Below are 23,217 nucleotides of genomic sequence, written 5' to 3'. Positions count from 1 at the left end.
TTTCATTTACAATGTCAACGAATAACTTAACAAAGTGAAGTTTGCATCGGTAGGTATTTTTTCCCACACCCGACCAATCGGACTGTTGCGAGCAGACCCCTATTTTCCTTACTGCTCTCTGCATTTTGAGGCGGGAATCTTACTGTTCTAAAATAGTGGGATAGATGAAGCTGTATTCAAAACACATTATGTATATGCGCTTCATTGATAACGCGTTTAATAAATTCTATATCTAACGTGTATGTATTTCATTTATCTATTTGCATTAAAAAAACAATGCTCACAACTTAATTTAATGATATAGACTGAGGAAGCAAAATTTTTCATTCATCATTAATCTCTTTTATTTTAATTGTAAGAATTATTAATGACTATCAACTACTATAGATGATTCTTTTAATTTTTTTCTTTTATTCATGCTCTTAAATGTTACATAGATGCATAAAATAATCCCCCCGCCAAAGACTGATAATATCGAGAATCCATTTAATATCCCAAATGTTCCTGATATCATTCCGGATAAGGTCATAACCAATGTACCAAATAATGCGCGCATTAAAAAATCAAATGAGAGAACAGTCGCTCTATTTTTGCTTCCTTTTGGGATTTCTTCATTTATGGCATATGAAATATACGGATTAATAAATCCCCGAATGACCTGGTGTAATGTGAAAGCTATCCCAATAAATAGTACAAACCCAAAATTCCAATAAGACAAAATACCTGAAAATATTAGTAAGAATCCTGAAAAAATAATAAGTCTTTGATTTTGAATAAATTTTTTTGATATTTTCCCTGTAAAATATGATATAGCAGCCGCTATATCATTAAAAACAGCTAAAACGATACCAAATATCTCAAGATTCACTGAAAATTCTTTGAATATAGGTTGATAAAAATTAAAACCTGTTCGTAATACGCTAAAACTAAGTGCAGAAACTAAGAAAATAAATATTAATTTCTGGTTTTTTATAGCTAATAAATAGTGATAACATGCCGAGCAAGTAAATAAATTTACCTAATAGAAATGCCTTTTTTCGTCCGAACCAATCGGAGAATGCTCCACTTGGAATTTCTAACACCCATCCACTAATCATGCTAACCGAAAATAATAAAGACATTTCCCCAAAACTTAGACCAACATAATTTAGATAAAACGCAATCATTATAGGAGCAAAAAATATCTCAAGTGAAAAGATAGCCTCAGAATACAATACCACTTTGGTTTTTTATAAAGTTTGCTCTTTCACATTTCCTCACCCATTCACAATTAAAATATATTAATTTAGTAATCAAAAATCAGTACATTTCCATTTTTGTACTATTCATTGCAACCTTCAACAGAGATTACAACAAAATTTCGTTTTTATACTTTCACCATACCCCCCTCCTACCTTGTCATATATGGATATAACATTTAAAATGCCAGTAATAATATTTGTTATTTTATTGAAATAAAACCCAATTAATAGGATTTTAATCTTTAACATAACTTTTTTTCGATATTTTTAGAAAAATAAGTATTTTACGTGAGAAAAAGTAATCCAGAAAATAAACGATTCTGTTTTTTGTAACACGCTATAAATAGCTTATATATTAAACTTATTTATAAATGCAACTACACAATTATTAGGGAAGTAGAAAATTTGTATATGTATTCAGTGAAAAAAATAATTTTCCTTCTGGGGAACAAATAAGAGCCTGTCTTGAATCATCTTTTTTCAAGACAGGCTCTTCATATTTGCTTTTAAATCAAAGTTCAAAAGTTAATTTAATCGAACTTAAATCCTTTTAATGCTTCTGCCAGTGCATTATTTATCGGTTCTTCTTTTTTCTGTTGTTTCATATACTTTTGAACATCGCGCTTATCAGCTTTCTTTCCAGATTCTTTTTTACGTCTCTCTTGGAATGTCGATAATTTCTCGCGATAGCCACATTTACATGCGAAGATTTGGCCTGCACCTTCCCCACGTAATTCTAGTTTCTTCTTACATTGCGGACAGCGTGCATTGGTTACACGTGATACGTTTTTACGGTGACCACATTCACGATCTTGGCAAACAAGCATTTTTCCTTTTTTACCATTCACCTCAAGCATAGGTTTACCACAGTCAGGACATGACTTTGTAGAGATGTTTTCATGCTTATATTTTTTGTCACTTGCTTTAATTTCCTTCACGATTTCTTTAGCGTGCTGTTTCATTTCATTGATGAAGGTATCCTTTTTCAGCTTGCCCTTTGCGATTAGTTCCAGTTTTTGTTCCCACTCTGCTGTCGTAGCTGGTGAACGCAATTCTTCTGGAACTAAATCTAACAGTTGACGACCTTTTGCTGTGATGTAAATATCCTTGCCACCACGTTTTTCGATTAAGAATGAATTAAATAATTTATCAATGATATCTGCGCGTGTCGCTACAGTACCTAATCCACCAGTAGATTTTAACGTATCAGCAAGTTGTTTATTGTGCGTATCCATATATTTTGTAGGATTCTCCATTGCTGAAAGTAAAGTCGCCTCGTTAAAACGTGCAGGTGCTTTCGTTTGACCTGATGTTTGCATAATTAATTTTACAGTTAATGTATCGCCTTTTTCTATGCGAGGTAAAAGTTGCTCTTTTACGTCATCCGTTACATCATCATCTTCAAAGCGATTTTCATATACTTCTTTCCAGCCGGCATGTAAAATTGTTTTTCCGCGTGCAATGAACGTTTCATTGCCGACTTTTGTGCGTAACGTTAGTTGTTCGTATTCGAATGCAGGGAATAAAACAGCTAAGAAACGTTTTACAACTAAATCATAAATTTTACGTTCTTTATCTGTGAAGGCTGAGAAGTTAACGTATCCTTCTGTCGGAATAATTGCGTGGTGATCGCTTACTTTACTATCATCAACAAATGATTTATTAGCCTTGATAGGCTTTTGTAATACTTTATGTGCTAAGGAACGGTACTCTCCAACGCCACACGCCTTCAGACGTTCTGGAAGTGTTCCGACGATATCAGATGAAATGTAGCGTGAATCCGTACGAGGATACGTTAGCACTTTATGCTGTTCATACAACTTCTGCATAATGTTTAATGTTTCTTTCGCAGAGTAACCGAACTTTTTATTTGCATCACGTTGTAGCTCAGTTAAATCATAAAGACCAGGGGAGAATGACTTCTTCTGCTTTTTATCAATCTCCACAACAGTAGCATTTTGTTTATCTAGGCTCTTTACGATACTGTCAATTTTCTCTTTGTTAAAGCTTCGATTATTCCCATTAGTATCTTGCCAAGTTAGTTTGACTGAATCAGTTTGCGCTTCAATGCCATAGTACACTTGTGATTTGAAGTTTTTAATTTCATCTTCACGTGCAGCTATCATGGCTACAGTAGGCGTCTGAACACGTCCACAATTTAACTGTGCATTATATTTTGTCGTTAGAGCTCTAGTGGCATTTAGTCCGATGTACCAATCTGCTTCAGAACGAGCTACAGCAGCAAAATATAAGTTTTCGTATGCTTTACCAGGTTTTAAATTATTGAATCCATCTTTAATTGCCTTATCTGTTACCGATGAAATCCATAAACGTTTAATTGGTTTATTTACTTTAGATTTGGCAATAATCCAACGGGCTACTAACTCACCTTCACGCCCTGCATCTGTTGCGATAATGATTTCATTTACGTCATTACGATTTAACTGTGATTTAACGGAATTAAACTGTTTACTGGATTGTTTAATTACTGATAGTTTTAAACGATCGGGTAGCATTGGTAAATCTTCTAAATTCCATTTTTGATATTTCTTATCATACATTTCTGGATCAGCTAGAGTTACTAGATGTCCTAGTGCCCATGTCACGATATATTTATCGCCCTCTAAAAAGCCGTTCCCTTTTTTATTACATTTCAGTACATTCGCAATATCACGAGCTACTGATGGTTTTTCTGCTAATACTAAGCTTTTTGCCATATCTTCATGCTCCTTCAATGTCTTGTACTTATACTATAACACAGTTCTAATATATGAAATACGGATAAAGGGTTCGTTCTATTTTGAAGTCATTCTTGTCACTGCTTGTTTCAATAGTTCTACTTCCTATTTTAAACGTTTATTTTCTTTACTTAATGCAGACTGTACGTTTCTATTGCCTCAGCTATTATGCGTAGACCATTTATTATTTGCTAAATGAATAAAAAAGGTTCCTACCAAATTCGGTAGAAACCTTTATGATTAGTGAATAATTTTACTTCCTTTTGCATTCTCAACAAACTTTTCACTCGATTTATTAATTGGTGTTTTCAGTAATAATGCAAGAATTAACATGATTACAATGAACACACTTAATACAAGTAAATCTCTAATGACAATATCCCAAAGCATTCCACCTACTGTTTCACGAATTGCACTAATCGCATATGTGAACGGCAAGAATGGATACATTGCTTGGAAGAATTTCGGTAACATTTGAATCGGGAACGTTCCTCCCGATCCAGCTACTTGTAGTACGAGTAAAATGATTGCCATTGATTTCCCAACGTTTCCGAAAACAGAAACGAGAGAGTATACGATGCAAACAAAGACTACACTGCTAAATAAGCTGAATATCACAAACCAGAATTTATCAACTACGTACGTACCAAGTAAGAACATATCTCCCATCGATACGATAAACGCTTGTGCAAGCCCTATCGTTAAGAACGTTAAGAAGCGTCCAAAATAAATTTCATGACTCTTATATTCCACACCCGGTTCATGCACTTCTACTGTTAATAATGAAACCATTAACAATGCCCCTACCCATAATGCAAGCACTGTATAAAACGGTGACATTGCTGAGCCATAGTTTGGCATTGCAAATAATTTATTTTCTTTTAATTTTACAGGATTTGCAAAGAAATCACTTTGCTTTTCAACATCATTTTTCAATAAACGAATAATATCTTTTATATCCTCTTCCGTTTCAAACTGACGAATTTTATCTGCTAGTTCCTTAATTTTTTGCTGAGTAGCTGGCATCTCTGCTTTAATATCTTTCAGTTTCTTTGTGCCTTCTACCAATCCTTTTGAGGAGTCTTCTAGCAACTTCTTCACATCTGGAAGCTTTTTATTCGCATCACTTAAAATTTTAGATGTATTTTTTGACATCTCTTTTGTACGTGCAATTGCTGCATTGAAGTTTGGAACGATTTCGGAATCGTACCTTGCTAAAATATCACCTAATTGTGCTGAAGTATTTTTTGATACTTCATTAATACCTTCAATAACATCTTTCGCAGGTTGTTGACCTTTATTAATCGCGTCAATTCCTTTATCGGTTAATTTTATACCCTTTTGTAGAAGACTTTGTGCTTTTTTCAGCTTCTCAATTTGATTATTAAAGTTTTTATCACTATTGACATCAGCAAAAACTTTATTCGCACTCTCTAAGACAGGTATCATATCAGTAATCATATTTGAAGCTGCTTGGAATTGACTGTTTAAACTATTTAAAGCTACTTTTGTTGAATCTAATCCATTGATACCTTTATTTTCAAAATCTTCTTTTGCTTTTTGAACCTCTGCTTTAGTTTGTTCATATTGTTGTCTTATCTTATCATACTCTTCATTCACTTTATCATTAGTCTGCTCGAAGGTACTGACTGCTTTTTGATAATCCGCTACAAACGTTTCATTATAATCTTTTTCCGCTTGATTAATTAAAGTGTTTGTTGCATCTAATTTTTGATTAATTGCGTCTCTTACATCTTGTTTTACTTCTTGTCCTGAACTAATTAAATCATTAAGATGTTTAAATCGATTGTTCAAATCTTGCTGTCCTTCTCGAATAGCTGTTAAATGTGCGACTCTATCACCGAAAAACTTCTTACCAAAATCAGTTGTTGCATTCTGCTGAAGTGTAGACATCATCGTAATGATTGAAGAAAGATTGTCTATATGAGTTTGGAGATTATTAGAAATAGTAGTGATATTTTTCTTTGCTATTTCAGGATCAATACTTCCATTTTGTAACCCATCCATCACACTTTGTGCATATGCAGTACCTGTACGCGCTGAGCTTAAAACACTATTCACTGTTTGATTAATGTTTCTTGCTATATTTTTGTAGCCTTCATCATTAATTTTTGGAAGGTCCGGAAGCGTAGGTAACTGAGAAATATCAGGAATGTTCAAATTCGCCCCAGGTCCCATTAAAAAGTCGGTTATAGCCGCTGCACCATCCATTCCTTTTTTTAGAACCGTTAAATCTCTCTTTATTGTTCCTGGTGCGTTCTGTAATGTCTCATCATTTCGTGCAAAGAATTTATCTAAGTTGTTCAAAGTTTCCTGTCCATCATTAATGACACTCTGTACAACTGGCAGATCCTCTTGCGCTATTTTTACAATATCTTGCGCTCTAGTTGCATCATCTAGCGCTGTATCCATAAGTTTATTCATTTTTGGGAACTGCGCTTCTAACTTAAATACAAGATCTTTTACTTTTTCAATACTTGGCAAGTTTGTTTCTAAATCGATTCCAAGGCTATTGAAAATTTTAAAAATCTCTCCGTTTGCTGTTTTAACAAAGTTCTTACTAATTTCTTCTGTAATACCTGATGCACCTTTTGCTGTAATTTTCGGTGCAATCGCATTTACTTTTTCGTTTACGAAATAATCTAGTTCTGGTTTTTGCGGATTATCACTAATAACCGTCGCAATTTTTTCAGAGAAATCTTTCGGAATTGTAATACTTGCATAGTAATCTCCATGTTCAACCCCATAAATTGCTTGTTTCTCATCCACAAACTTCCAACCTAGATTTTTGTTTTTCTTGAGTGAATTGACAATTTCGTCCCCGATGTTAATATCTTTCCCTCTTATATTCGAACCAGCATCTTGGTTAGAAACTGCAATTGGCACTTCTTTTGTATTCCCGTATGGATCCCAAGAAGCTTTAATGTTAAACCATGCATATAGCGATGGCAAAATCATTAATCCTAGTACAATAACAATCGCAGCCCAATGTTTAGCTACATTCCGTACATCTGTCGTATAAATACGCCATATTTGTTTCATATAAGCAATCACCTAATTATATATTTTTCCTTATCCTAAAAACGATACATGCATTTTGCAATTATATCATTTCCCACCACCCGAATTAAACGAAAATACACGATTTTCCAATCTATTCTTTCGCTTACTTCATTATATAACGAAGTAAGCAAAAGAATACATACAAAATGACCAAATTGGTTTTACATTCATTAATAACAAATATATAGGAAATGTCATAAAAAATACAAGTATTTTCTCTTGGAAATACTTGTATTTTCAAAAAACATCCTCATAGATTTTGCAGCACTATGAGGATTTCTTCTATTATATATTCAATTGAACTTCTACTCCAAAATGATCTGAAATTATTTTCCGATTCATACCATTAAAAATAACTTTTGAAGAAAGTACGTTGATCGGTTTGTTACTTAACACGAGATCAATCCGCAAGTTTTGCTTATTTCCGTCCCAGCCAGCAATTTTCCCTTGTACGGTTGTTCCTTCATCTTTTTCCATTGCTAATGCGTATGTATCGTAAAATTTATTTTGTATCATATAATCGTATCCTTCTCCTCTTACATGAGCATTATTATTAAAATCACCCATTAAGAATGAAAGCTCATGATCATCAATATGCTCCATGAAACGATTCACTTGTTCTCGAAATGATTCTTCCTCATCATTCCACCAACCAAGATGACAAGAATAAAATGTTATGTTTTTCCCTTGATAAACAATTGTTGCATAAACAATCTTACGTGTTTTCCAATACGTTGTATCCTTACTTTCTGATACAAAGAAAGAACCTCGTTTTCCAATCGGATGCTTCGTTATAATGGCTGAACCTTCTTCATATATGTCATAACCAATATGCGCGAAGTCCCAAACCATATTGTAATCTTCTAAACCTAACTTTTTAAGCTCTGTAAGTAATATAAGGCCAAAGTTATCCTTCTTTTTGTTATCATATACATTTTGAGCTTTTATCGATTGGCTCACCTCTTGTAAAGCAATTACATCGTAATTTTCTTCTTGAATCGTCTTAGCAAGGTATTTTATTTTTTCTAATTGATTCTCTTCTTGCCAAGAATGACAATTTAAAGTTAATACTTTCATTTCTTATGCACCTAACATGTCTTGAATATCTGATTTTAATACATCTGCTTTTGGACCGTATACAGCTTGTACACCTTTATCTTTTACAATAAGCCCTAATGCTCCATTTTGTTTCCAATCTGTTTCTGGTGCAACGACATTTAAATCTTTCACTGTTACGCGTAAACGTGTCATACAAGCATCTACATCTGCAATGTTATCCTTCCCACCTAGAAGGTCAATAACTTTTGTTGCTAAAGCTCCTTCTTTTCCATTTACTATTTGTTCTGAAGAATCATCTTCATTATCAATATAATTACCCGCACGCCCTGGAGTTGGTAAATTAAATTTTTTAATTAAGAAATGAAATACGGTAAAGTTTAAAATAAAGAACATTACTGAAACAATCACAAAATGAATTAAGTCTCTTGTTAATCCTGCATGAACCATCATTGGTGTACGGGTCATTAATTCAATAAATCCAAATGCATGTACTCGTAAATGAATAAGATCTGCCAATGCAAATGCAAGCCCTGTTGTAATTGCATACACTACATATAATACTGGTGCGATGAACATAAACATAAATTCAATCGGCTCTGTAACACCTGTTAAAAATACTGCTAATGCTGCAGAAAAGAACATTGGCTTATATTTTGCGCGTTTGTCTTTATCAACATTGTAAAACATTGCAAATGCAATCCCAATTAGTGATGCTGTCGATCCAATTACTTGTCCTACTTTAAAACGAGCTGGCACTACATTATTTAACAAATCGTTATATGCTTTTGTATCCCCATTTGTTAATAAATTATTTAAATCTGTAACCCATGCCAACCATAGCGGGTCTTGTCCTGCAACGACTTGACCAGCTTTCGAACCCGTTAACATTGTATATGTCCCGCCAAGTTCTGTATAATTCATCGGAATCGTTAACATATGATGCAATCCAAACGGCAATAACAGACGCTCTAATGTCCCGTATACAAATGGTGCGACAACTGGTGCACTATCTTTCGATGCAGCAATCCAGCGTCCAAATTCATTTAATCCACTTTGGATAAATGGCCATAAAAGTGATAAAACAATTGCCGTAATGGTAGACCAAACAATTACAACAAATGGTACAAAGCGTTTTCCATTAAAGAACGCCAATGCCTGTGGTAATTTATTATAGTTATAATATTTGTTATATAAAGCGGCACCTAAAAACCCCGTAATAATCCCTACGAATACTCCCATATTAAGCGCTGGTGCACCAAGTATCGAAGTGAAATAATCTTTTACAAGTAAATCTCCGGCTAATAATGAAGAAACTTTCGCCTTTGAATCCGTTAACATTTCAACGTTAACACCAAATATAGCTCCCGTAATCCGGTTTGTTAACACAAATGCTAACAGCGCTGCAAATGCACCACCTGCACGGTCCTTTGCCCAAGATCCTCCAATTGCTACTGCAAATAAAATATGCAAATTTGTAATAATCGCCCAACCAATGTCTTCCATAACTCTAGCAATCGTCTGTACAGCATTTACATCCCCAGCAGACATACCGATTAGCTTACCAATGGAAATCATTAAACCCGCAGCTGGCATAACTGCTACAACTACTAACAACGCTTTTCCAAACTTCTGCCAAAAATCAAAAGACGTAATTTTCATCTGTTTCTTCCTCCCCTTTGTTTACAAGTTTCCTAATAAAACAAAATATAATTTCTCTACCTGTATGAAAACAATTCCTCACAGAAAATTGACGCAAACGTTTTCATAAATTAATTTTAATAAAAGCGTTTTCATATTGCAATAAAAATTTTTTTCTTAACAAAAAAAGATGCTCTGAGAGCACCTTTTTTTAAGAAATACGATAAATTCTTGTTTCATAAGGATTTAAGATAATTTTCTCATTTCCTTCATCTTCAGAAACTTCATAGTTACTTAAAAGCAATCGATTGCGTTCTAACATGTATGAGTTTTTATTATAGATAGCTTCCTTGCTGGACAGATTACTAATCACAATCATTTTTTCATCATGTAATGTACGCGTGTATGCATAAATTTGCGGATCATCCTCTAATAATAGATCGTACGTACCATAATTGAAAACAGCATGTGCTTTTTTCAAGGCAATCATTTTCTTATAAAAATTCAAAATAGAATTTGGTTCTTCTTGCTGCTTTTGGACATTGATTTCTTTATAATTTGGATTGATTCCAAACCAAGGTGTTCCTGTTGTAAAACCTGCATTTTCTTCGCTACTCCACTGCATAGGTGTACGCGAATTATCGCGACAAGATGCCCATATAATTTCCATCATTTCTTGATGTGATACACCTTGTGCCATTTTCTCACGGTATAAATTTTTAATCGCTACATCGTCATAATCATCGATATTTGGAAACTGAACATTTGTCATCCCAATCTCTTGCCCTTGATAAATAAATGGTGTTCCGTGCATAAAGAAATACATCGCTCCTAAAGCTGTTGCACTTTCACGCCAATATTGCTGATCATCTCCCCAAGTGGATACAATACGTGGCTTATCATGATTTTCAATATAAAGTGCATTCCATCCTTTATTTTCTAAGCCTTTTTGCCATTTGGTTAACACTTTCTTCAACTCTACAACATCAAGTTCTTTTTTCTTTTCAGCATCCCATAAACTTAGATGTTCAAATTGAAAGACCATATTGAATTTGCCGTTTTCTTCTCCAACCCAAAGATCTGCATCTTCAATTTTGACACCATTCGCTTCTCCAACAGTCATAATATCGTATTTTGCAAATGTATTCTCTTTTAGTTCTTCTAATAACGGCTGAATACCATTCACATTCATATGTTTATCAAAAGAAGATACATAAGATAGCCCTTTTGGATTTGGCATATCTTTTAGTCCTTCTTCCTTTTTAATATGGCTAATCGCATCAACACGGAATCCATCTATTCCCTTATCTAACCACCAGTTCACTGTATCATATAAAGCTTCGCGAACCTCTTTATTCTCCCAATTTAAATCCGGCTGTTTCCGTGAGAATATGTGTAAGTAATATTGGTCTGTCGTTTCATCATATTCCCAAGCAGAACCATTAAAAATACTTTCCCAGTTATTTGGCTCTTTTCCACCCTTACCATCACGCCAAATATACCAATCGCGCTTTGGATTATCTTTAGATGAACGCGATTCAATAAACCAAGGATGTTCATCACTTGTATGATTAATAACTAAATCAATAATTAATTTCATACCGCGCTTATGCACTTCTTCTAGTAATGCATCAAAGTCTACCATTGTACCGAACTCATCCATAATCTCGCGATAATCACTAATATCATAACCATTATCATCGTTTGGTGATTTATACATTGGACAAATCCAAATAACATCTATCCCTAAATCTTTTAAATAATCAAGCTTTGCGATAATACCTTGTAAATCTCCAATCCCATCACCATTTGAATCCATAAAGCTACGTGGATAAATTTGATAAGCGACAGCTTCTTTCCACCATATTTTATTCATAATAGCGCTCTCCTTCTATATCCCTCTTTTTTATGCAAACGTTTTCGTAACACTATCATAACAAAATATATCGAGTTTGCAACGTCAATTTTCATCTTTATTATTCAATATCCTCTTTTCTTTCAAAAAGAATACCTATTTATTTTGCATAACCTTTTTTCTTTGTTTAAATTATAAACTCATTTTTATCTATCTTTTTTCACTCACTAAGTTTTCCTAAAAAATAAGAAGCCATCCAATATATGTTCAAATTGTTCGAACACTTTGGATGACCACATCTTTCTCTTCTCTTATTACTACTGTATCAATGATCTGCTGTATTTTTGTCATATAATAATTTAAATTTAATATTTGGTACTGTATTTCCTACTTCGCTTTCTTCTAAAGCAATTGGAATTTGGATTTTAAATTGTTTTGTTTCATATCTCTGTAAATAAAGAGGTGTTGGTACTGAGGCCACTGAAAAAGTCCACCTAATAAGAAAAAGGGGACCACCACCTACTATATACAGGTAATGGTCTCCTTTGTGTTTTCTATATATTGATAAAATACACGTTATTTTTTCAAAGTAATCACTTTTTCAGTGCCTTCGTTGGTACTTGATAACTTTTTATCTTTTGTTTTGGAGCTGAATACAAAACAAGCTGGAATGCTTGTGCATGATTTCGATAATTTTTTAAAGTAACCACACAATTTTTCTGCAGTTTCTTCCCATTTTTCTCCACCTTGCATTCACTGTCTTCTTTTCTATATTCAATTGCCTCTAAACCAGTTTTCCCCGCATAGTACCATGTTTTATCAATGGTTTGAATTAATTTATTAAATGTGAACGGTAATATACAAATTATTACACCTATGCCTACACTTTTTATTTTATAAGGTAATACTTCCTGTAATTAATCCATAAATAGCAAAGAATGCTAGCGCACCAATTGCTACAGATGATGCTAATTCTAGACGAGTAAATATTTGTTTTTGATTTGTTCGTTTCTGAACATTGCGAAAAATGAAAATACCAGGTGCATATAAGGTCATTGTTAATAACAAGTATTCGAATCCTGCAGCATACACTAACCAAACTCCATAAATACTCGCAATCAATCCAATAATTATATTTTTTCTACGATCATTTTCTTCAGATTTCAAACTATATTTAAGTTGATAAAATGCTGAAAAAGCATAAGGAATTAAAATAGCTGAGGATGCAAGAGAGAAAATAAAATGATATGCTTGCTCTGAAATAACAAATGTTAATAAAAAAATTTGAATAAGTCCATTTGTTAACCATAACGAGTTCACAGGAGCTTTATTTTTATTCTCTTTTGCAAACCATTTCGGAAATACTCCATCTTTAGCAGCTAAGTATGGAATTTCAGATGCAAGTAATGTCCAACCTAACCAAGCGCCCAACACAGAAATAACTAAACCTAAATTAATAAGGATTGCTCCCCACTTTCCAACTATACTTTCAAATAAATATGCCATAGTTGGATTTTTCAAATTTGCTACGTCTGCTTGTTTCATGAGTCCCAAAGATAATAATGTAATTAAAATATAAATAATCAATGTACCAATTAATCCAATAACTGTGGCTTTTCCAACATCACTTCTATTTTTAGCACGGCTTGATAAGACAACAGCCCCTTCAACACCAAGAAATACCCAAACTGTTACAAGCATTGTACTTTTAACTTGGTCACCTATTTCTCCCCAAGAAAAAGAACCAGCTTGTCCCCAAAAGCCATCTAAGAAAATATCAAAATGAAAAGCGAAAATTCCTACCATAATAAATACAAAAACAGGAACTAATTTCGCAATTGTTGTTACTAAGTTCACCAGTGCCGCTGATTGTACTCCGCGTAAAATTAACATGTGAAATCCCCAAAGTAATACACTTGCTCCAATAATAGATGCGATATTTTGCCCTCCGTCAAAAATAGGAAAGAAATAACCTAATGAAGCAAATAATAATGTACCGTAAGCAACAACACCTAGCCAAGCTGACAACCAATAACCCCACGCGCTATTAAATCCCATAAAGTTACCAAATCCAGCTTTTGCATAACTAAAAATACCACCATCTAAATCTGGTCTTTTATCATTTAAATTTTGAAAGGATAAGCCAAGAGCAATCATTCCAACACCCGTTATAATCCATCCAATAATAATGGCCCCTGCACCCGCGCCTTTGGCCATATCACTCGCCAAATTAAACGCACCACCGCCAATCATAGAACCAACTACAAGGGCTATTAAAGTAAATAATCCTAATTTCTTTTTTTCATCCATTCCACTTACCTCTCTTAATTTGTAGTATTACAAATAGTGAATGAGTATATTAAAAGGAAGAAAACTTCTTCCTTTTAAGTTCAGGCTTGTCATTACCTTCTTTCCCCGGTTATTTATAACTAAATATCTTTTCTAACAATCGGCATACTCATGCAACGTGGCCCCCCACGACCGCGTGATAATTCCGAACTTAATACTTCAATTACTTCAATTCCATGTTCACGTAATAAAGCATTTGATACATAATTGCGATCATATGTTACAACTACTCCTGGAGCAATTGCTAATGTATTTGATCCATCATTCCATTGTTCACGAGCAGAAGCAATTACATCTCCTCCCCCACAAGGAATCAGTACCAATTCTTTTACACCTAAAACTTCTTTTAACACTTCCATTAAAGAAGTGCGATGTGTAATTTTAAGCGTCTCTTCATCTGGACCTTTTTCCAAAATGTAAATGTTCATCTTTCCTTTTGGCCCTTGGATAGCTGGATGAATAGTAAATTTATCATAGTCAACCATCGTAAAGACTGTATCTAGATGCATAAATGCTCGGCATTTTGGAATTTCTATTGCCAAAACTTTTTTAATTTTATTTTGGCGTTTAAATAAATTCTTAGCCAACTGTTCAATTGCTTTTGCTGATGTACGAGCGGATACACCAATCGCAACTGTTTCTTCATTCAAGATCAGTTCATCTCCGCCTTCAATTGGAAACTTATAATCATGATCTAACCAAACTGGTACATTATGATTTGCAAATCGTGGATGATATTTCATAATGAACTCCATAAACAATGATTCACGTCTACGTGCCGGTTCTCTCATTTTGTTAATTGTTACCCCTTCACCTATCGTAGCCGCCGGATCACGAGTAAAATATAAATTTGGCATTGGATCTAAATAAAACGGATAATGATCTTCCACTAATTCGTATAGATGTGTTTTTTTACTTGTATTAATATTAATTTCATTTTTTCGCACACCGCCCATAATTTTTTGAATCAATTCTTCATTTGAAAAGGAAAGTAAATATTCTTTTAATGTTTCATGTGCAACATTGATATCGGCTTTCCCTTCTTTTAAAATACGATTCACAAATTCTTCACGAAGTTTGTTATCAGTTAATGCCTCAGCTGCTAGCTTCTCTAAATAAAGAACTTCAACACCCCGATTACGTAAAGTTTGTGCAAAATAATCATGTTCTTTTTGAACAATTGGTAAGTAGGGAATATCGTCAAATAATAATTGTTTTAAGTAATCTGGTGTTAAATTTTCCAGTTCTTTCCCGGGTCGTTTTAATAAAACCGTTTGTAACTCCCCAATCTCTGAAGTAATATGAATCGGATGTTGCATTTGCTATGCCTCCCATTAAGTTCGTTTAATATTTTATCAGTACATCATAATTAAAAAGCGTTTCTAATTTTGTGAAAAGATTAACATTATATAATAAAATATTTCATAAACTATTTTTTTCAATCATATATAAGTGCATTTTTATAAGCAGTTTCATCACGTATCTCACAATATAGTTATTTATTTTGTGTATATAATAAATATTGGACTATTAAATACAAAAGAGCTTGTCTACTAGCATTGCGATTCTCCTCGCTATTTAATTTCTTTTCTCATATGTATGGCATGTGATTCATATGAAGGTGATTCCTTTCACCTGTATTATCCTGCAGTATATTCTAAATGTTTCGCAAAATCTTGCTACGTTCTAGTTCCGCCTCATAATAATTTAAAATGAGATGATACTTTGTATCTATCATTTCTAATGTACGAAATGTACTATCAATAATTAAAATGCGATCTCGTTCATGAATGATTTTCTCTTTTAAGAAATAGGTATGTAAAACGATCGGTTGCTGAAGAATTAAAGCATTTTCCTCATCCTTCTCTACTTTTATTTTCTTCACTGCTACAGCTTAAAATATAGCCTATTTACATCTTATTTCTATCAGTTATGACTACGCACTCCTTACTGTTCGTAAAAGCAGTGTCATACAAAGAGTAAATACAATTGCACCTAATAAAGCTGGTAAGACGAAAATACTTCCCCATTCTGGTCCCCACTCACCAAATAATTTTGTACCTACCCATGAACCAATTAATCCAGCAATAATATACCCTAAAATGCCTGCTGGGAAATCTTTTCCTGTCATCCCCCCTGCTAATGCTCCAATTAGAGCGCCTACAATACATGTAATAATTAACCCCATATTTTTACTCCTCCTTTGTTCATCCATTATGTATAGGGGGGGCATTTCCACCCTTGGTGAAGGAAGGAAATGAATTTTTTATTTCCCCCGCTATTTGAGGGCAGTAAGACTCCCACCTCAAGATTCAGAGAGAAGCAAGGAAGAGAGGTGGGAGTAACAGCCCGATTGGTGAGGGCTCATAATCAGTGGGGATGAAGAACCCCACACTGATTAAAGTTTCACTTTATTTTTGACCCCTTTGTTTGCTCCCATTTACCTTTTCCCTCTTTTGTGGAAATAGGAAATTGGCATTTCTATGTTATGTTTATTTCCTTATCTATGTAACTACTCAGCTATACATTACATTTAGAAGTTTAATAAGTCGTATACTTACTGCCATGAAGATAACAATGGACCTATATCTCGCTGTATCTCTTTGTTTTCAAACTTTGCGCGGGGCAGAAAAGGGCACTGACCGCTCCTATGCATCGCCAGTCCCACTCTACCATGTAAAAAAAAGTTCTTGTCTTCCTTTTTTACAGAGTAACTGAGTAGTTACTTATCTATTTAGCAGATGTTGCCATCTATAAAAGAGAATTATAGTTTTGTGGCTGTCTATCACTTACAAGTGGTGTTTCAGCTGTTACTAGAAGTAAAATTTTCCCTTGATCTAGTTTTTCTTCATATAAGGTAGCTTCCTCCTTCGACAGACCCATTTCTTCCATTTGATTTCGGAGTTCGTCCCCTTTTTTGGAGAAAAAGTTGATAATACTTGTGCCTAACCCTTGTTCTTTTACTCCAATCGTATTTGTGTTTGCATCATCTGCAACCCTTTCTGTTCGATGTTTTTCATGTGTTAAGACATACATGTCATCTTGGTGAATCCCTTGTAATTCTAACTCCTCTACTTTCATAAATACTTCCTGTTCATTTTGACATTCATGGACCACTGGTTTTCTTTTATTCTTATGCATAATATCCTTCCTCCTTCAGATTTTTATTTAACTGTTATATACATGTAATACACCTATATGAGAAATTTAAACCTGAATTTTCAAAAAAAGTCGATACAAAAGGATTATTAATGTTTTTGAATATCAAAGCGATTTTACGAGAACTTTGCTTTGATATAAGTGTTACGGATAATAATTTATTTGGTAGGCAAGGTTATATGTCTTATAGAAAACTTCTATTTAGAAAAAGCAAAAAAGATGTATTGGTAATATATACATAAATAGAATGTGTTTGACGATGCTTAGACATATGTTTCATTCTTTTTCGTCGTTGTTTCCCTTTCTCTTCTCTTGCCAATTCTCGCTCTTCGGTTAAACGATATAAAATGAGACGGGAGTGTAGAATTCTTTTTTGACTAAGATATACATAATGGAGTCCCATTGTTTCATATGATACATTGTGTTATTCAGCTAGAAAGTATGTAGGATAGGAAAACTATCGCAAAATAAAAAGGAAGAACATAAAATCATTCTTCCTTTTATAACATAAATCGTTCTATTGTTTGTTTTAACTCCGTTGCCTGTTTTTCTAATTCTTCTAACAATTGATCAATTGCTATCATATTTTTAGATTGTTGCATGGTTACTCTTGCAACTTCTTGTGAGCCTGCCGATGTTTCTTCTGCAATTGCTGCTACTGCTTTCGTTTGCGTACCTGTTACATGAATATGTTCAACTTGCTCCTTCATATAACCACTAATCTTTTTCGTTGCATCCGCTACTTCCATAATACTTTTTGACATCTCTTTTAAAATCAATTCAGTTGCTTCTCCGCGCTTCGCTTCTTCGTTAGCAGACTTAACTTGCTCTGTCATTTGCGTTGCTACTTGTTGTACTTCGCTCTTCATATCGCAAAGTAACTGGGATATATTTCGCGCTGAACTATCGCTCTCATCAGCTAGCTTCCGAACCTCTTCTGCTACAACAGCAAATCCTCTTCCGTGTTCTCCAGCGCGAGCAGCCTCAATTGATGCATTTAGCGCCAATAAATTTGTTTGACTCGCTATTTCACTTACCACAGAGACAATATGTTCAACTTGTTTCATTCGTTCTTCTAATTTTTGCACATTGTGCATCGATTGTTCATTCTCTTTTGCAAGTGTCTGAATTCCTTTAATAAGCGATGTGAATACTTGCGTACTTTGACCTAATGCTTGTACCATTTCAGAAGATAATTGATCAGATTGCTTTGCCTTTTCTTCCACCTCACTAGCAATGGATGTTGTTTTATCGACAGTGGAAACAATCGTCTGAATAGATGCTGCTGACTGTTCAGCTCCTGAGGAAATTTCAGCTAATGTTTCTGATACAACTTGTGCCTGCTTTGTCGCTTCATTTGTTTGTTTTCTAATTTGCTGTACTTGCGTGTTTGTATAAGAAAATGTTGTATCGATATTATTTACCATTGTGCGCAAATTTCCTAGCATCATATTAAAAGCAACGCTTAAGGATTTTATTTCATCATCTACTTTTGGCAGTGGTACATTTTCACGAATATCACCTTCAGCAGCTCTATGAGCAGCTTCCTCCAATTTACGTAAAGGTTTAATTAAAAAAATTGCTGCAACATATGCTAGAATACCAGACCATATTACTCCTAACAGCATTACAACAATATTATACACTGTTTGACTTACATAGCTTTGAAAATAGTCATACAACACATAAATAAAAAATAAACTTGTCGAATACGTAATCAATGCCAAAATTGTTGTAAATAACATAAGCTGCATACGTAAACCAAAAGAAAAGTTTTTTTGCTCTCTTTCCATATTCGCATTCCTCCCCATTAACTATATAAATACTACTTATATATTATTATCCATATTTTTATTATAGAAAGATATAAAGATTTTAGAAATACCTTATAATAAGAAAATAAATCGCAATCTTCTCCATATAACGCGAAAAATACTATACTGGCTCATGAAATAAAATTTCACACATAACATCTAAAACTTTAAAAAATAGAGGATTTTGCCGTTTTATGACTAATAACAAAAAGAAGGGACAGATTTATTAAAATATAAAATTCACTGGGGGATTGGTATGATTGAAGTTCAAAATTTAGTAAAATCATTTGACTCATTACATGTTTTAAAAGGAATTAACTTAGAAGTAAAGGAAAAAGAAGTTGTCGTTTTAGTTGGTGCAAGCGGTTCTGGGAAAAGCACTTTACTCCGCTGTCTTAACTTTTTAGAAATGTACGATGAAGGTAACATTCGTCTACAAGGGGAACAAATTGATCCTCAACATACAGATTTAAACAAAGTCCGCGAAAACGTTGGTATGGTCTTTCAACATTTTAACCTCTTTCCTCATATGACCTCATTAGAAAACATCACAGAAGCACCCATTCATGTAAAAAAGTTAGATAAGGCAAAAGCAAAAGAAATCGGAATGGATTTATTAAAAAAAGTCGGGTTAGAAGATAAAGCAAATATCACACCGCACTTATTATCTGGTGGTCAAAAACAACGTGTTGCCATTGCACGAGCTCTTGCGATGAACCCGAAAATCATGCTATTTGATGAGCCTACATCAGCTCTTGATCCTGAACTTGTTGGCGAAGTATTACAAGTGATGAAAGAACTTGCTAGTGAAGGAATGACGATGATTATTGTTACTCACGAAATGAGCTTTGCACGAGATGTAGCCGACCGCGTCATCTTTATGGATGATGGTCAAATTGTCGAAGATGCTCCGCCGGAACAATTCTTCTCCACACCATCAAATGAGCGGGCAAAACAGTTTTTAAGAAATGTTTTATAGTGTCTAAAGACAAAGCGGACACATACACTACTACCCAACACCATATATAAAAATGTCCGTATTGATAGGAACAATATATAGGAGGGGTTATATGAAAAAGAAAGTATTTACTATCGTTGCAACCATTACGCTGAGTATGTCTTTCATATTAGGGGCCTGTAGTAAAGAAAGTCGTACTACGTCTACAGATGGAAAAAAAGAATTTCGTTATGCAATGAGCGGATTATATAAACCTTTTAATTATAAAGAAAATGATGGGAAACTTATGGGTTTCGATGTTGAAATTGGAGAAGCTCTTGCAAAAAAAATGGGAATGAAGCCTGCACCTGTTACCAACCCTTGGGAAACATTAATCCAAGGTCTTCAGGCTAAAAAATATGATGTCATCTTAGGAAGTATGGCAATTACAGAAGAACGATTAAAGGCTGTTAGTTTCACAAAACCATATTATCGTTCTGGCGCTCAAATCTTCGTATCAAAACAGAATGATTCCATCTCCTCTGTTGATGATTTAAAAGGGAAAAAAGTTGGCGTTGTAAAGGCAAGTACATTTAAAGCACTTGTTGAAAAGCAAACAGATAAAATAACAGAGTATGATAGCGATCTTACAGCTCTTATGGATTTAGAACCTGGTCGTGTTGATGCTGTTATTACCGACCAAATGGTTGGACTTCGCATGATAAAAGAAGGAAATTCTTCTATAAAAGAAGCTGGAAAACCATTAAATCTTGATGAAATGGCCATCGCTGTTCGCAAAGATGATAAAAAAATGGTTGATAAAGTGAATAAAGCATTAGACGAAATTATTAAAGATGGCACGTACGAGAAAATTAGTAAGAAATGGTTTGGTCGCAACATTCTTGGAGAAGAGGAAAAAACAAAATAAACAATTCTCCTATTCTGTAAAAAATACGGTGCCCCACATAAATTGTGGGGTATTTATATCCACTATAAAAGCTAACCAATATGAGGTGAAATGAATGATTGAAATTTTTTTATCTACTTATCCAACGTTGCTCAAAGCAGTTCTTATCACATTGCAATTGACTTTAACTTCTTTACTACTTGGTTCACTCATTGGATTACTATTTGCATTCTTTCGCATTTCAAACAACAAACTATTAAATAGTATTGCTCATATTTATATTGCTGTTATTCGCGGTACTCCCTTAATCGTACAAATTGCGATTTTGTACTTCGGTATTACTTCTATCGTTGTTTTCACATCATTTTGGGCCGGTGCCATTGCTTTAGCGATTCATAATGGTGCCTATATTACAGAAATTTTCCGCGGCTCAATTCAATCTGTAGACCGCGGGCAATTAGAAGCTGCCCGTTCTCTCGGAATGTCTTATCCACTAGCTATGCGTCGCATTATATTACCACAAGCATTTCGCCTTTCAATACCTCCTTTAGGAAATCAATTTATTATTGGATTAAAAGATTCTTCTCTTGTTGCTTACGTCGGTATGTCAGAATTATGGGGATCTGGGTTATCGATTGCCGCTGGAAATTACCAACAATTAAATACCTATATCGTAGTAGGTATCTATTATCTTGTCCTTGTTTTACTATTCACTTATTTAGTGAATCTCCTAGAAAAAAGGCTGAGTCATAAGCAAAGTAACGCTGTACAAATGAATAACCAAAAGGAAAAAGCCGTTTCTATGTAGAAAAGCAAGCTACTGATCATAGCTTGCTTTTCTTTATCTACAATTATGAATTTGCCTTGTTCATTGATTCTTCTTTCACATGCTCCTCACGATACGAAACATTCTCCGGATCTAGTCCATTTCCTAGCGACCCATAGAAATGCTTTTTTTGCGGATCAATCAATTCACTGCCTTCATAATACACGCGCGGTGTTTTCCAAAGCGCTACTAACGCTTTACTCATCGGCATTTCATGATAACGTTCCGGCCACATTTCTTTAATTTTCTCTTTTACTAATGGATAGTATTTCGAACTCATCGCAGGGAACAAATGATGTTCTGTATGATATGAAAAATTGAAATGTAATACATCAACCCAGCGTGGTACTGTTACAGATAAACAATTTGCTAATGGATCATTTACAGGAACAATTGGATTTAAGCGATGATTGGTTGCAATATACGCCATTACAATAAAGTTCGCAATGAATAACGGAATCACATATGCAAACAACCATTTCATCGGTCCCATAATAAACAAAAGACTCATCCAAACCGTCCATGGCAAAAGAAGTTGAAGCCATACCGCTCGTTGATTCGACGTTTTAAATTCTTTTATAAAATGAAAGAACATTCGAGTTGAGTGTAATGTAAATTGAATTGTTAATGACAAAAAACTAAAGAATGAACGTACGTGAAGTGGTAAACGATACACCCATCTTAAAAATTGACTCTTTTTCATCTTCTCAAGTGTTGGCCATGCATCTGGATCATTTTCTTCATGTTGTGTATGAACATGGTGCGTCGCATTATGCCACTTTCTCCAAAGCTTTGGTCCTGTAGTTAATGGCATAAACGCAATCGCTCCTAATAAATCACGAAGCCATGCTTTTCTTACAACCGTTCCATGTAAAATTTCATGCCCTAAAAATCCAAGTGAAGCAAAACACAATCCAAGAACAAGTGCAATTCCGAGATTTACCCACGCATTCAATTCAAACAAACCAATCGTTATTAACCCTGCTACTGCCACAAGCAAATAAGCTAAACCGCCAAATAGACGGGTCGGAACTGGTTGAAATGCTTTTTTTGGCAAGTGCGGTGATACACGTGCTGCATACCATCCAAACGTATGAAGCTCCTTCATCCTTTTGCCCCTTTCTTATGCCATGCTTACGCAAACTGCATAGATCAATTGTTGTTTCCAGATTGATATGACTAGATGATGCAAAAAAGCTTATATCATAAGGAAAATATACTCACTCTATCGTCACTTATTATCGCTTTTATTATCAATGAAAAACATTTCTCTTTTTACTCTCTATCAACCTTTCCACATGTTGAATCATATCAATAGACTTTCTACATTGTCAACACATTTTATTACTAGGTCATAAAATGTGGTTATACTTTTATAATCATATCTTATTTTACCAAAGAAAAAACCTATGTTTTAACAGGGGTTATCCATTATATTAAAAACTCATTGATATACATAAAAAGCTCTTTTTTTATTAGATATGAGTTGAGCTAGTTCCTATATAAATTTTTATTTCACAAAATATTCACTCTTAAAATGAATAACAAAAATATTATATTGATATATCATTATAAAAATATTTCTCCTAACAAAATATTTTACGTTTCAT

At 34.1% G+C, this 23,217-nt stretch carries 18 protein-coding genes and 2 pseudogenes; 4 read left to right on the top strand and 16 right to left on the bottom strand.

Going from position 1 to position 23,217, the window contains the following annotated elements; translation table 11 throughout:
• Positions 1 to 364: 364 nt before the first annotated feature.
• The 14 genes and pseudogenes from MR058_RS12845 to MR058_RS12780 form a co-directional block, all read right to left on the bottom strand.
• On the bottom strand, positions 365 to 868 hold the full coding sequence (locus tag MR058_RS12845; RefSeq protein ID WP_242144374.1) for an MFS transporter: 504 nt from the start codon (positions 866 to 868) through the stop codon (positions 365 to 367).
• A gap of 58 nt (positions 869 to 926) precedes the next feature.
• Positions 927 to 1,121, bottom strand: coding sequence for a hypothetical protein (locus tag MR058_RS12840; protein ID WP_242144373.1), 195 nt, complete (start codon positions 1,119 to 1,121; stop codon positions 927 to 929).
• A gap of 650 nt (positions 1,122 to 1,771) precedes the next feature.
• Positions 1,772 to 3,958 carry a DNA topoisomerase III gene (locus tag MR058_RS12835; RefSeq protein ID WP_242144372.1) on the bottom strand — a complete coding sequence of 729 codons (2,187 nt, stop codon included), beginning with the start codon at positions 3,956 to 3,958 and terminating at the stop codon, positions 1,772 to 1,774.
• Between the two features lie 261 nt (positions 3,959 to 4,219).
• On the bottom strand, positions 4,220 to 7,042 hold the full coding sequence (locus MR058_RS12830) for a YhgE/Pip domain-containing protein (protein WP_242144371.1): 2,823 nt from the start codon (positions 7,040 to 7,042) through the stop codon (positions 4,220 to 4,222).
• Positions 7,043 to 7,348: 306 nt separating this feature from the next.
• Positions 7,349 to 8,140: an endonuclease/exonuclease/phosphatase family protein gene (locus MR058_RS12825; protein ID WP_242144370.1), complete on the bottom strand. Its 792-nt coding sequence runs from the start codon at positions 8,138 to 8,140 to the stop codon at positions 7,349 to 7,351.
• A gap of 3 nt (positions 8,141 to 8,143) precedes the next feature.
• Entirely contained in the window at positions 8,144 to 9,781 is a 1,638-nt protein-coding gene (locus MR058_RS12820; protein WP_242144369.1) for a PTS transporter subunit IIBC, read from the bottom strand.
• 190 nt (positions 9,782 to 9,971) lie between these two features.
• On the bottom strand, positions 9,972 to 11,636 hold the full coding sequence (locus MR058_RS12815; RefSeq protein WP_242144368.1) for a glycoside hydrolase family 13 protein: 1,665 nt from the start codon (positions 11,634 to 11,636) through the stop codon (positions 9,972 to 9,974).
• A gap of 304 nt (positions 11,637 to 11,940) precedes the next feature.
• Complete coding sequence (locus tag MR058_RS12810; RefSeq protein WP_242144367.1) at positions 11,941 to 12,096, bottom strand: hypothetical protein; 156 nt, start codon at positions 12,094 to 12,096, stop codon at positions 11,941 to 11,943.
• A 95-nt stretch (positions 12,097 to 12,191) separates the two neighbouring features.
• A complete protein-coding gene (locus MR058_RS23680; protein ID WP_396021445.1) occupies positions 12,192 to 12,368 on the bottom strand; it encodes a hypothetical protein in 177 nt (58 codons plus the stop codon).
• A gap of 141 nt (positions 12,369 to 12,509) precedes the next feature.
• The gene (gene arcD, locus MR058_RS12800; RefSeq protein ID WP_242144366.1) at positions 12,510 to 13,925 is read right to left on the bottom strand and encodes an arginine-ornithine antiporter; all 1,416 of its coding nucleotides are present in this window, start codon (positions 13,923 to 13,925) and stop codon (positions 12,510 to 12,512) included.
• Between the two features lie 119 nt (positions 13,926 to 14,044).
• Positions 14,045 to 15,283, bottom strand: a complete 1,239-nt coding sequence (gene arcA, locus MR058_RS12795) for an arginine deiminase (protein ID WP_242144365.1) — start codon at positions 15,281 to 15,283, stop codon at positions 14,045 to 14,047.
• Positions 15,284 to 15,558: 275 nt separating this feature from the next.
• Positions 15,559 to 15,819: pseudogene (locus tag MR058_RS12790) on the bottom strand (ParM/StbA family protein); the annotation flags it as partial.
• Positions 15,820 to 15,900: 81 nt separating this feature from the next.
• A complete protein-coding gene (locus tag MR058_RS12785; protein ID WP_242144364.1) occupies positions 15,901 to 16,152 on the bottom strand; it encodes a GlsB/YeaQ/YmgE family stress response membrane protein in 252 nt (83 codons plus the stop codon).
• 563 nt (positions 16,153 to 16,715) lie between these two features.
• Positions 16,716 to 17,105: a YflT domain-containing protein gene (locus MR058_RS12780; RefSeq protein WP_242144363.1), complete on the bottom strand. Its 390-nt coding sequence runs from the start codon at positions 17,103 to 17,105 to the stop codon at positions 16,716 to 16,718.
• A 110-nt stretch (positions 17,106 to 17,215) separates the two neighbouring features.
• Here MR058_RS12780 and MR058_RS23675 point away from each other — a divergent pair.
• Positions 17,216 to 17,354, top strand: a pseudogene (locus tag MR058_RS23675) (acyl dehydratase).
• Positions 17,355 to 17,623: 269 nt separating this feature from the next.
• On the opposite strand, the gene MR058_RS12775 reads toward MR058_RS23675, so the two are convergent.
• Positions 17,624 to 18,934 (bottom strand): methyl-accepting chemotaxis protein, encoded by a 1,311-nt coding sequence (locus MR058_RS12775; RefSeq protein WP_472927012.1) that lies wholly within the window; start codon positions 18,932 to 18,934, stop codon positions 17,624 to 17,626.
• Between the two features lie 259 nt (positions 18,935 to 19,193).
• Between MR058_RS12775 and MR058_RS12770 the strand changes: the two genes are divergently transcribed.
• The 3 genes from MR058_RS12770 (at position 19,194) to MR058_RS12760 (ending at position 21,589) form a co-directional block, all read left to right on the top strand.
• Positions 19,194 to 19,916: an amino acid ABC transporter ATP-binding protein gene (locus MR058_RS12770; RefSeq protein WP_242144361.1), complete on the top strand. Its 723-nt coding sequence runs from the start codon at positions 19,194 to 19,196 to the stop codon at positions 19,914 to 19,916.
• A 91-nt stretch (positions 19,917 to 20,007) separates the two neighbouring features.
• The gene (locus tag MR058_RS12765; protein ID WP_242144360.1) at positions 20,008 to 20,802 is read left to right on the top strand and encodes an ABC transporter substrate-binding protein; all 795 of its coding nucleotides are present in this window, start codon (positions 20,008 to 20,010) and stop codon (positions 20,800 to 20,802) included.
• Positions 20,803 to 20,896: 94 nt separating this feature from the next.
• Positions 20,897 to 21,589 (top strand): amino acid ABC transporter permease, encoded by a 693-nt coding sequence (locus MR058_RS12760; RefSeq protein ID WP_242144359.1) that lies wholly within the window; start codon positions 20,897 to 20,899, stop codon positions 21,587 to 21,589.
• Positions 21,590 to 21,632: 43 nt separating this feature from the next.
• On the opposite strand, the gene desB is transcribed toward MR058_RS12760, so the two are convergent.
• Entirely contained in the window at positions 21,633 to 22,715 is a 1,083-nt protein-coding gene (gene desB, locus MR058_RS12755) for a Delta(10) desaturase DesB (protein ID WP_242144358.1), read from the bottom strand.
• Positions 22,716 to 23,217 lie beyond the last annotated feature (502 nt).

This window comes from Bacillus cereus group sp. BfR-BA-01430 (assembly GCF_022663115.1).
Taxonomy (GTDB): Bacteria; Bacillota; Bacilli; order Bacillales; family Bacillaceae_G; genus Bacillus_A; species Bacillus_A cereus_BD.
This window is presented reverse-complemented; position numbering and strand designations above follow the sequence as displayed.

Coding starts and splice junctions, on each gene's coding strand:
- arcA (WP_242144365.1), bottom strand. CDS start 15,283: ATGCAACATCCGATTCATATTACTTCAGAGATTGGGGAGTTACAAACG.
- arcD (WP_242144366.1), bottom strand. CDS start 13,925: ATGGATGAAAAAAAGAAATTAGGATTATTTACTTTAATAGCCCTTGTA.
- MR058_RS12775 (WP_472927012.1), bottom strand. CDS start 18,934: ATGGGGAGGAATGCGAATATGGAAAGAGAGCAAAAAAACTTTTCTTTT.
- MR058_RS12815 (WP_242144368.1), bottom strand. CDS start 11,636: ATGAATAAAATATGGTGGAAAGAAGCTGTCGCTTATCAAATTTATCCA.
- MR058_RS12765 (WP_242144360.1), top strand. CDS start 20,008: ATGAAAAAGAAAGTATTTACTATCGTTGCAACCATTACGCTGAGTATG.
- MR058_RS12770 (WP_242144361.1), top strand. CDS start 19,194: ATGATTGAAGTTCAAAATTTAGTAAAATCATTTGACTCATTACATGTT.
- MR058_RS12780 (WP_242144363.1), bottom strand. CDS start 17,105: ATGCATAAGAATAAAAGAAAACCAGTGGTCCATGAATGTCAAAATGAA.
- MR058_RS12760 (WP_242144359.1), top strand. CDS start 20,897: ATGATTGAAATTTTTTTATCTACTTATCCAACGTTGCTCAAAGCAGTT.
- MR058_RS12840 (WP_242144373.1), bottom strand. CDS start 1,121: ATGTCTTTATTATTTTCGGTTAGCATGATTAGTGGATGGGTGTTAGAA.
- MR058_RS23680 (WP_396021445.1), bottom strand. CDS start 12,368: ATGCAAGGTGGAGAAAAATGGGAAGAAACTGCAGAAAAATTGTGTGGT.
- MR058_RS12825 (WP_242144370.1), bottom strand. CDS start 8,140: ATGAAAGTATTAACTTTAAATTGTCATTCTTGGCAAGAAGAGAATCAA.
- MR058_RS12785 (WP_242144364.1), bottom strand. CDS start 16,152: ATGGGGTTAATTATTACATGTATTGTAGGCGCTCTAATTGGAGCATTA.
- MR058_RS12835 (WP_242144372.1), bottom strand. CDS start 3,958: ATGGCAAAAAGCTTAGTATTAGCAGAAAAACCATCAGTAGCTCGTGAT.
- MR058_RS12830 (WP_242144371.1), bottom strand. CDS start 7,042: ATGAAACAAATATGGCGTATTTATACGACAGATGTACGGAATGTAGCT.
- MR058_RS12820 (WP_242144369.1), bottom strand. CDS start 9,781: ATGAAAATTACGTCTTTTGATTTTTGGCAGAAGTTTGGAAAAGCGTTG.
- desB (WP_242144358.1), bottom strand. CDS start 22,715: ATGAAGGAGCTTCATACGTTTGGATGGTATGCAGCACGTGTATCACCG.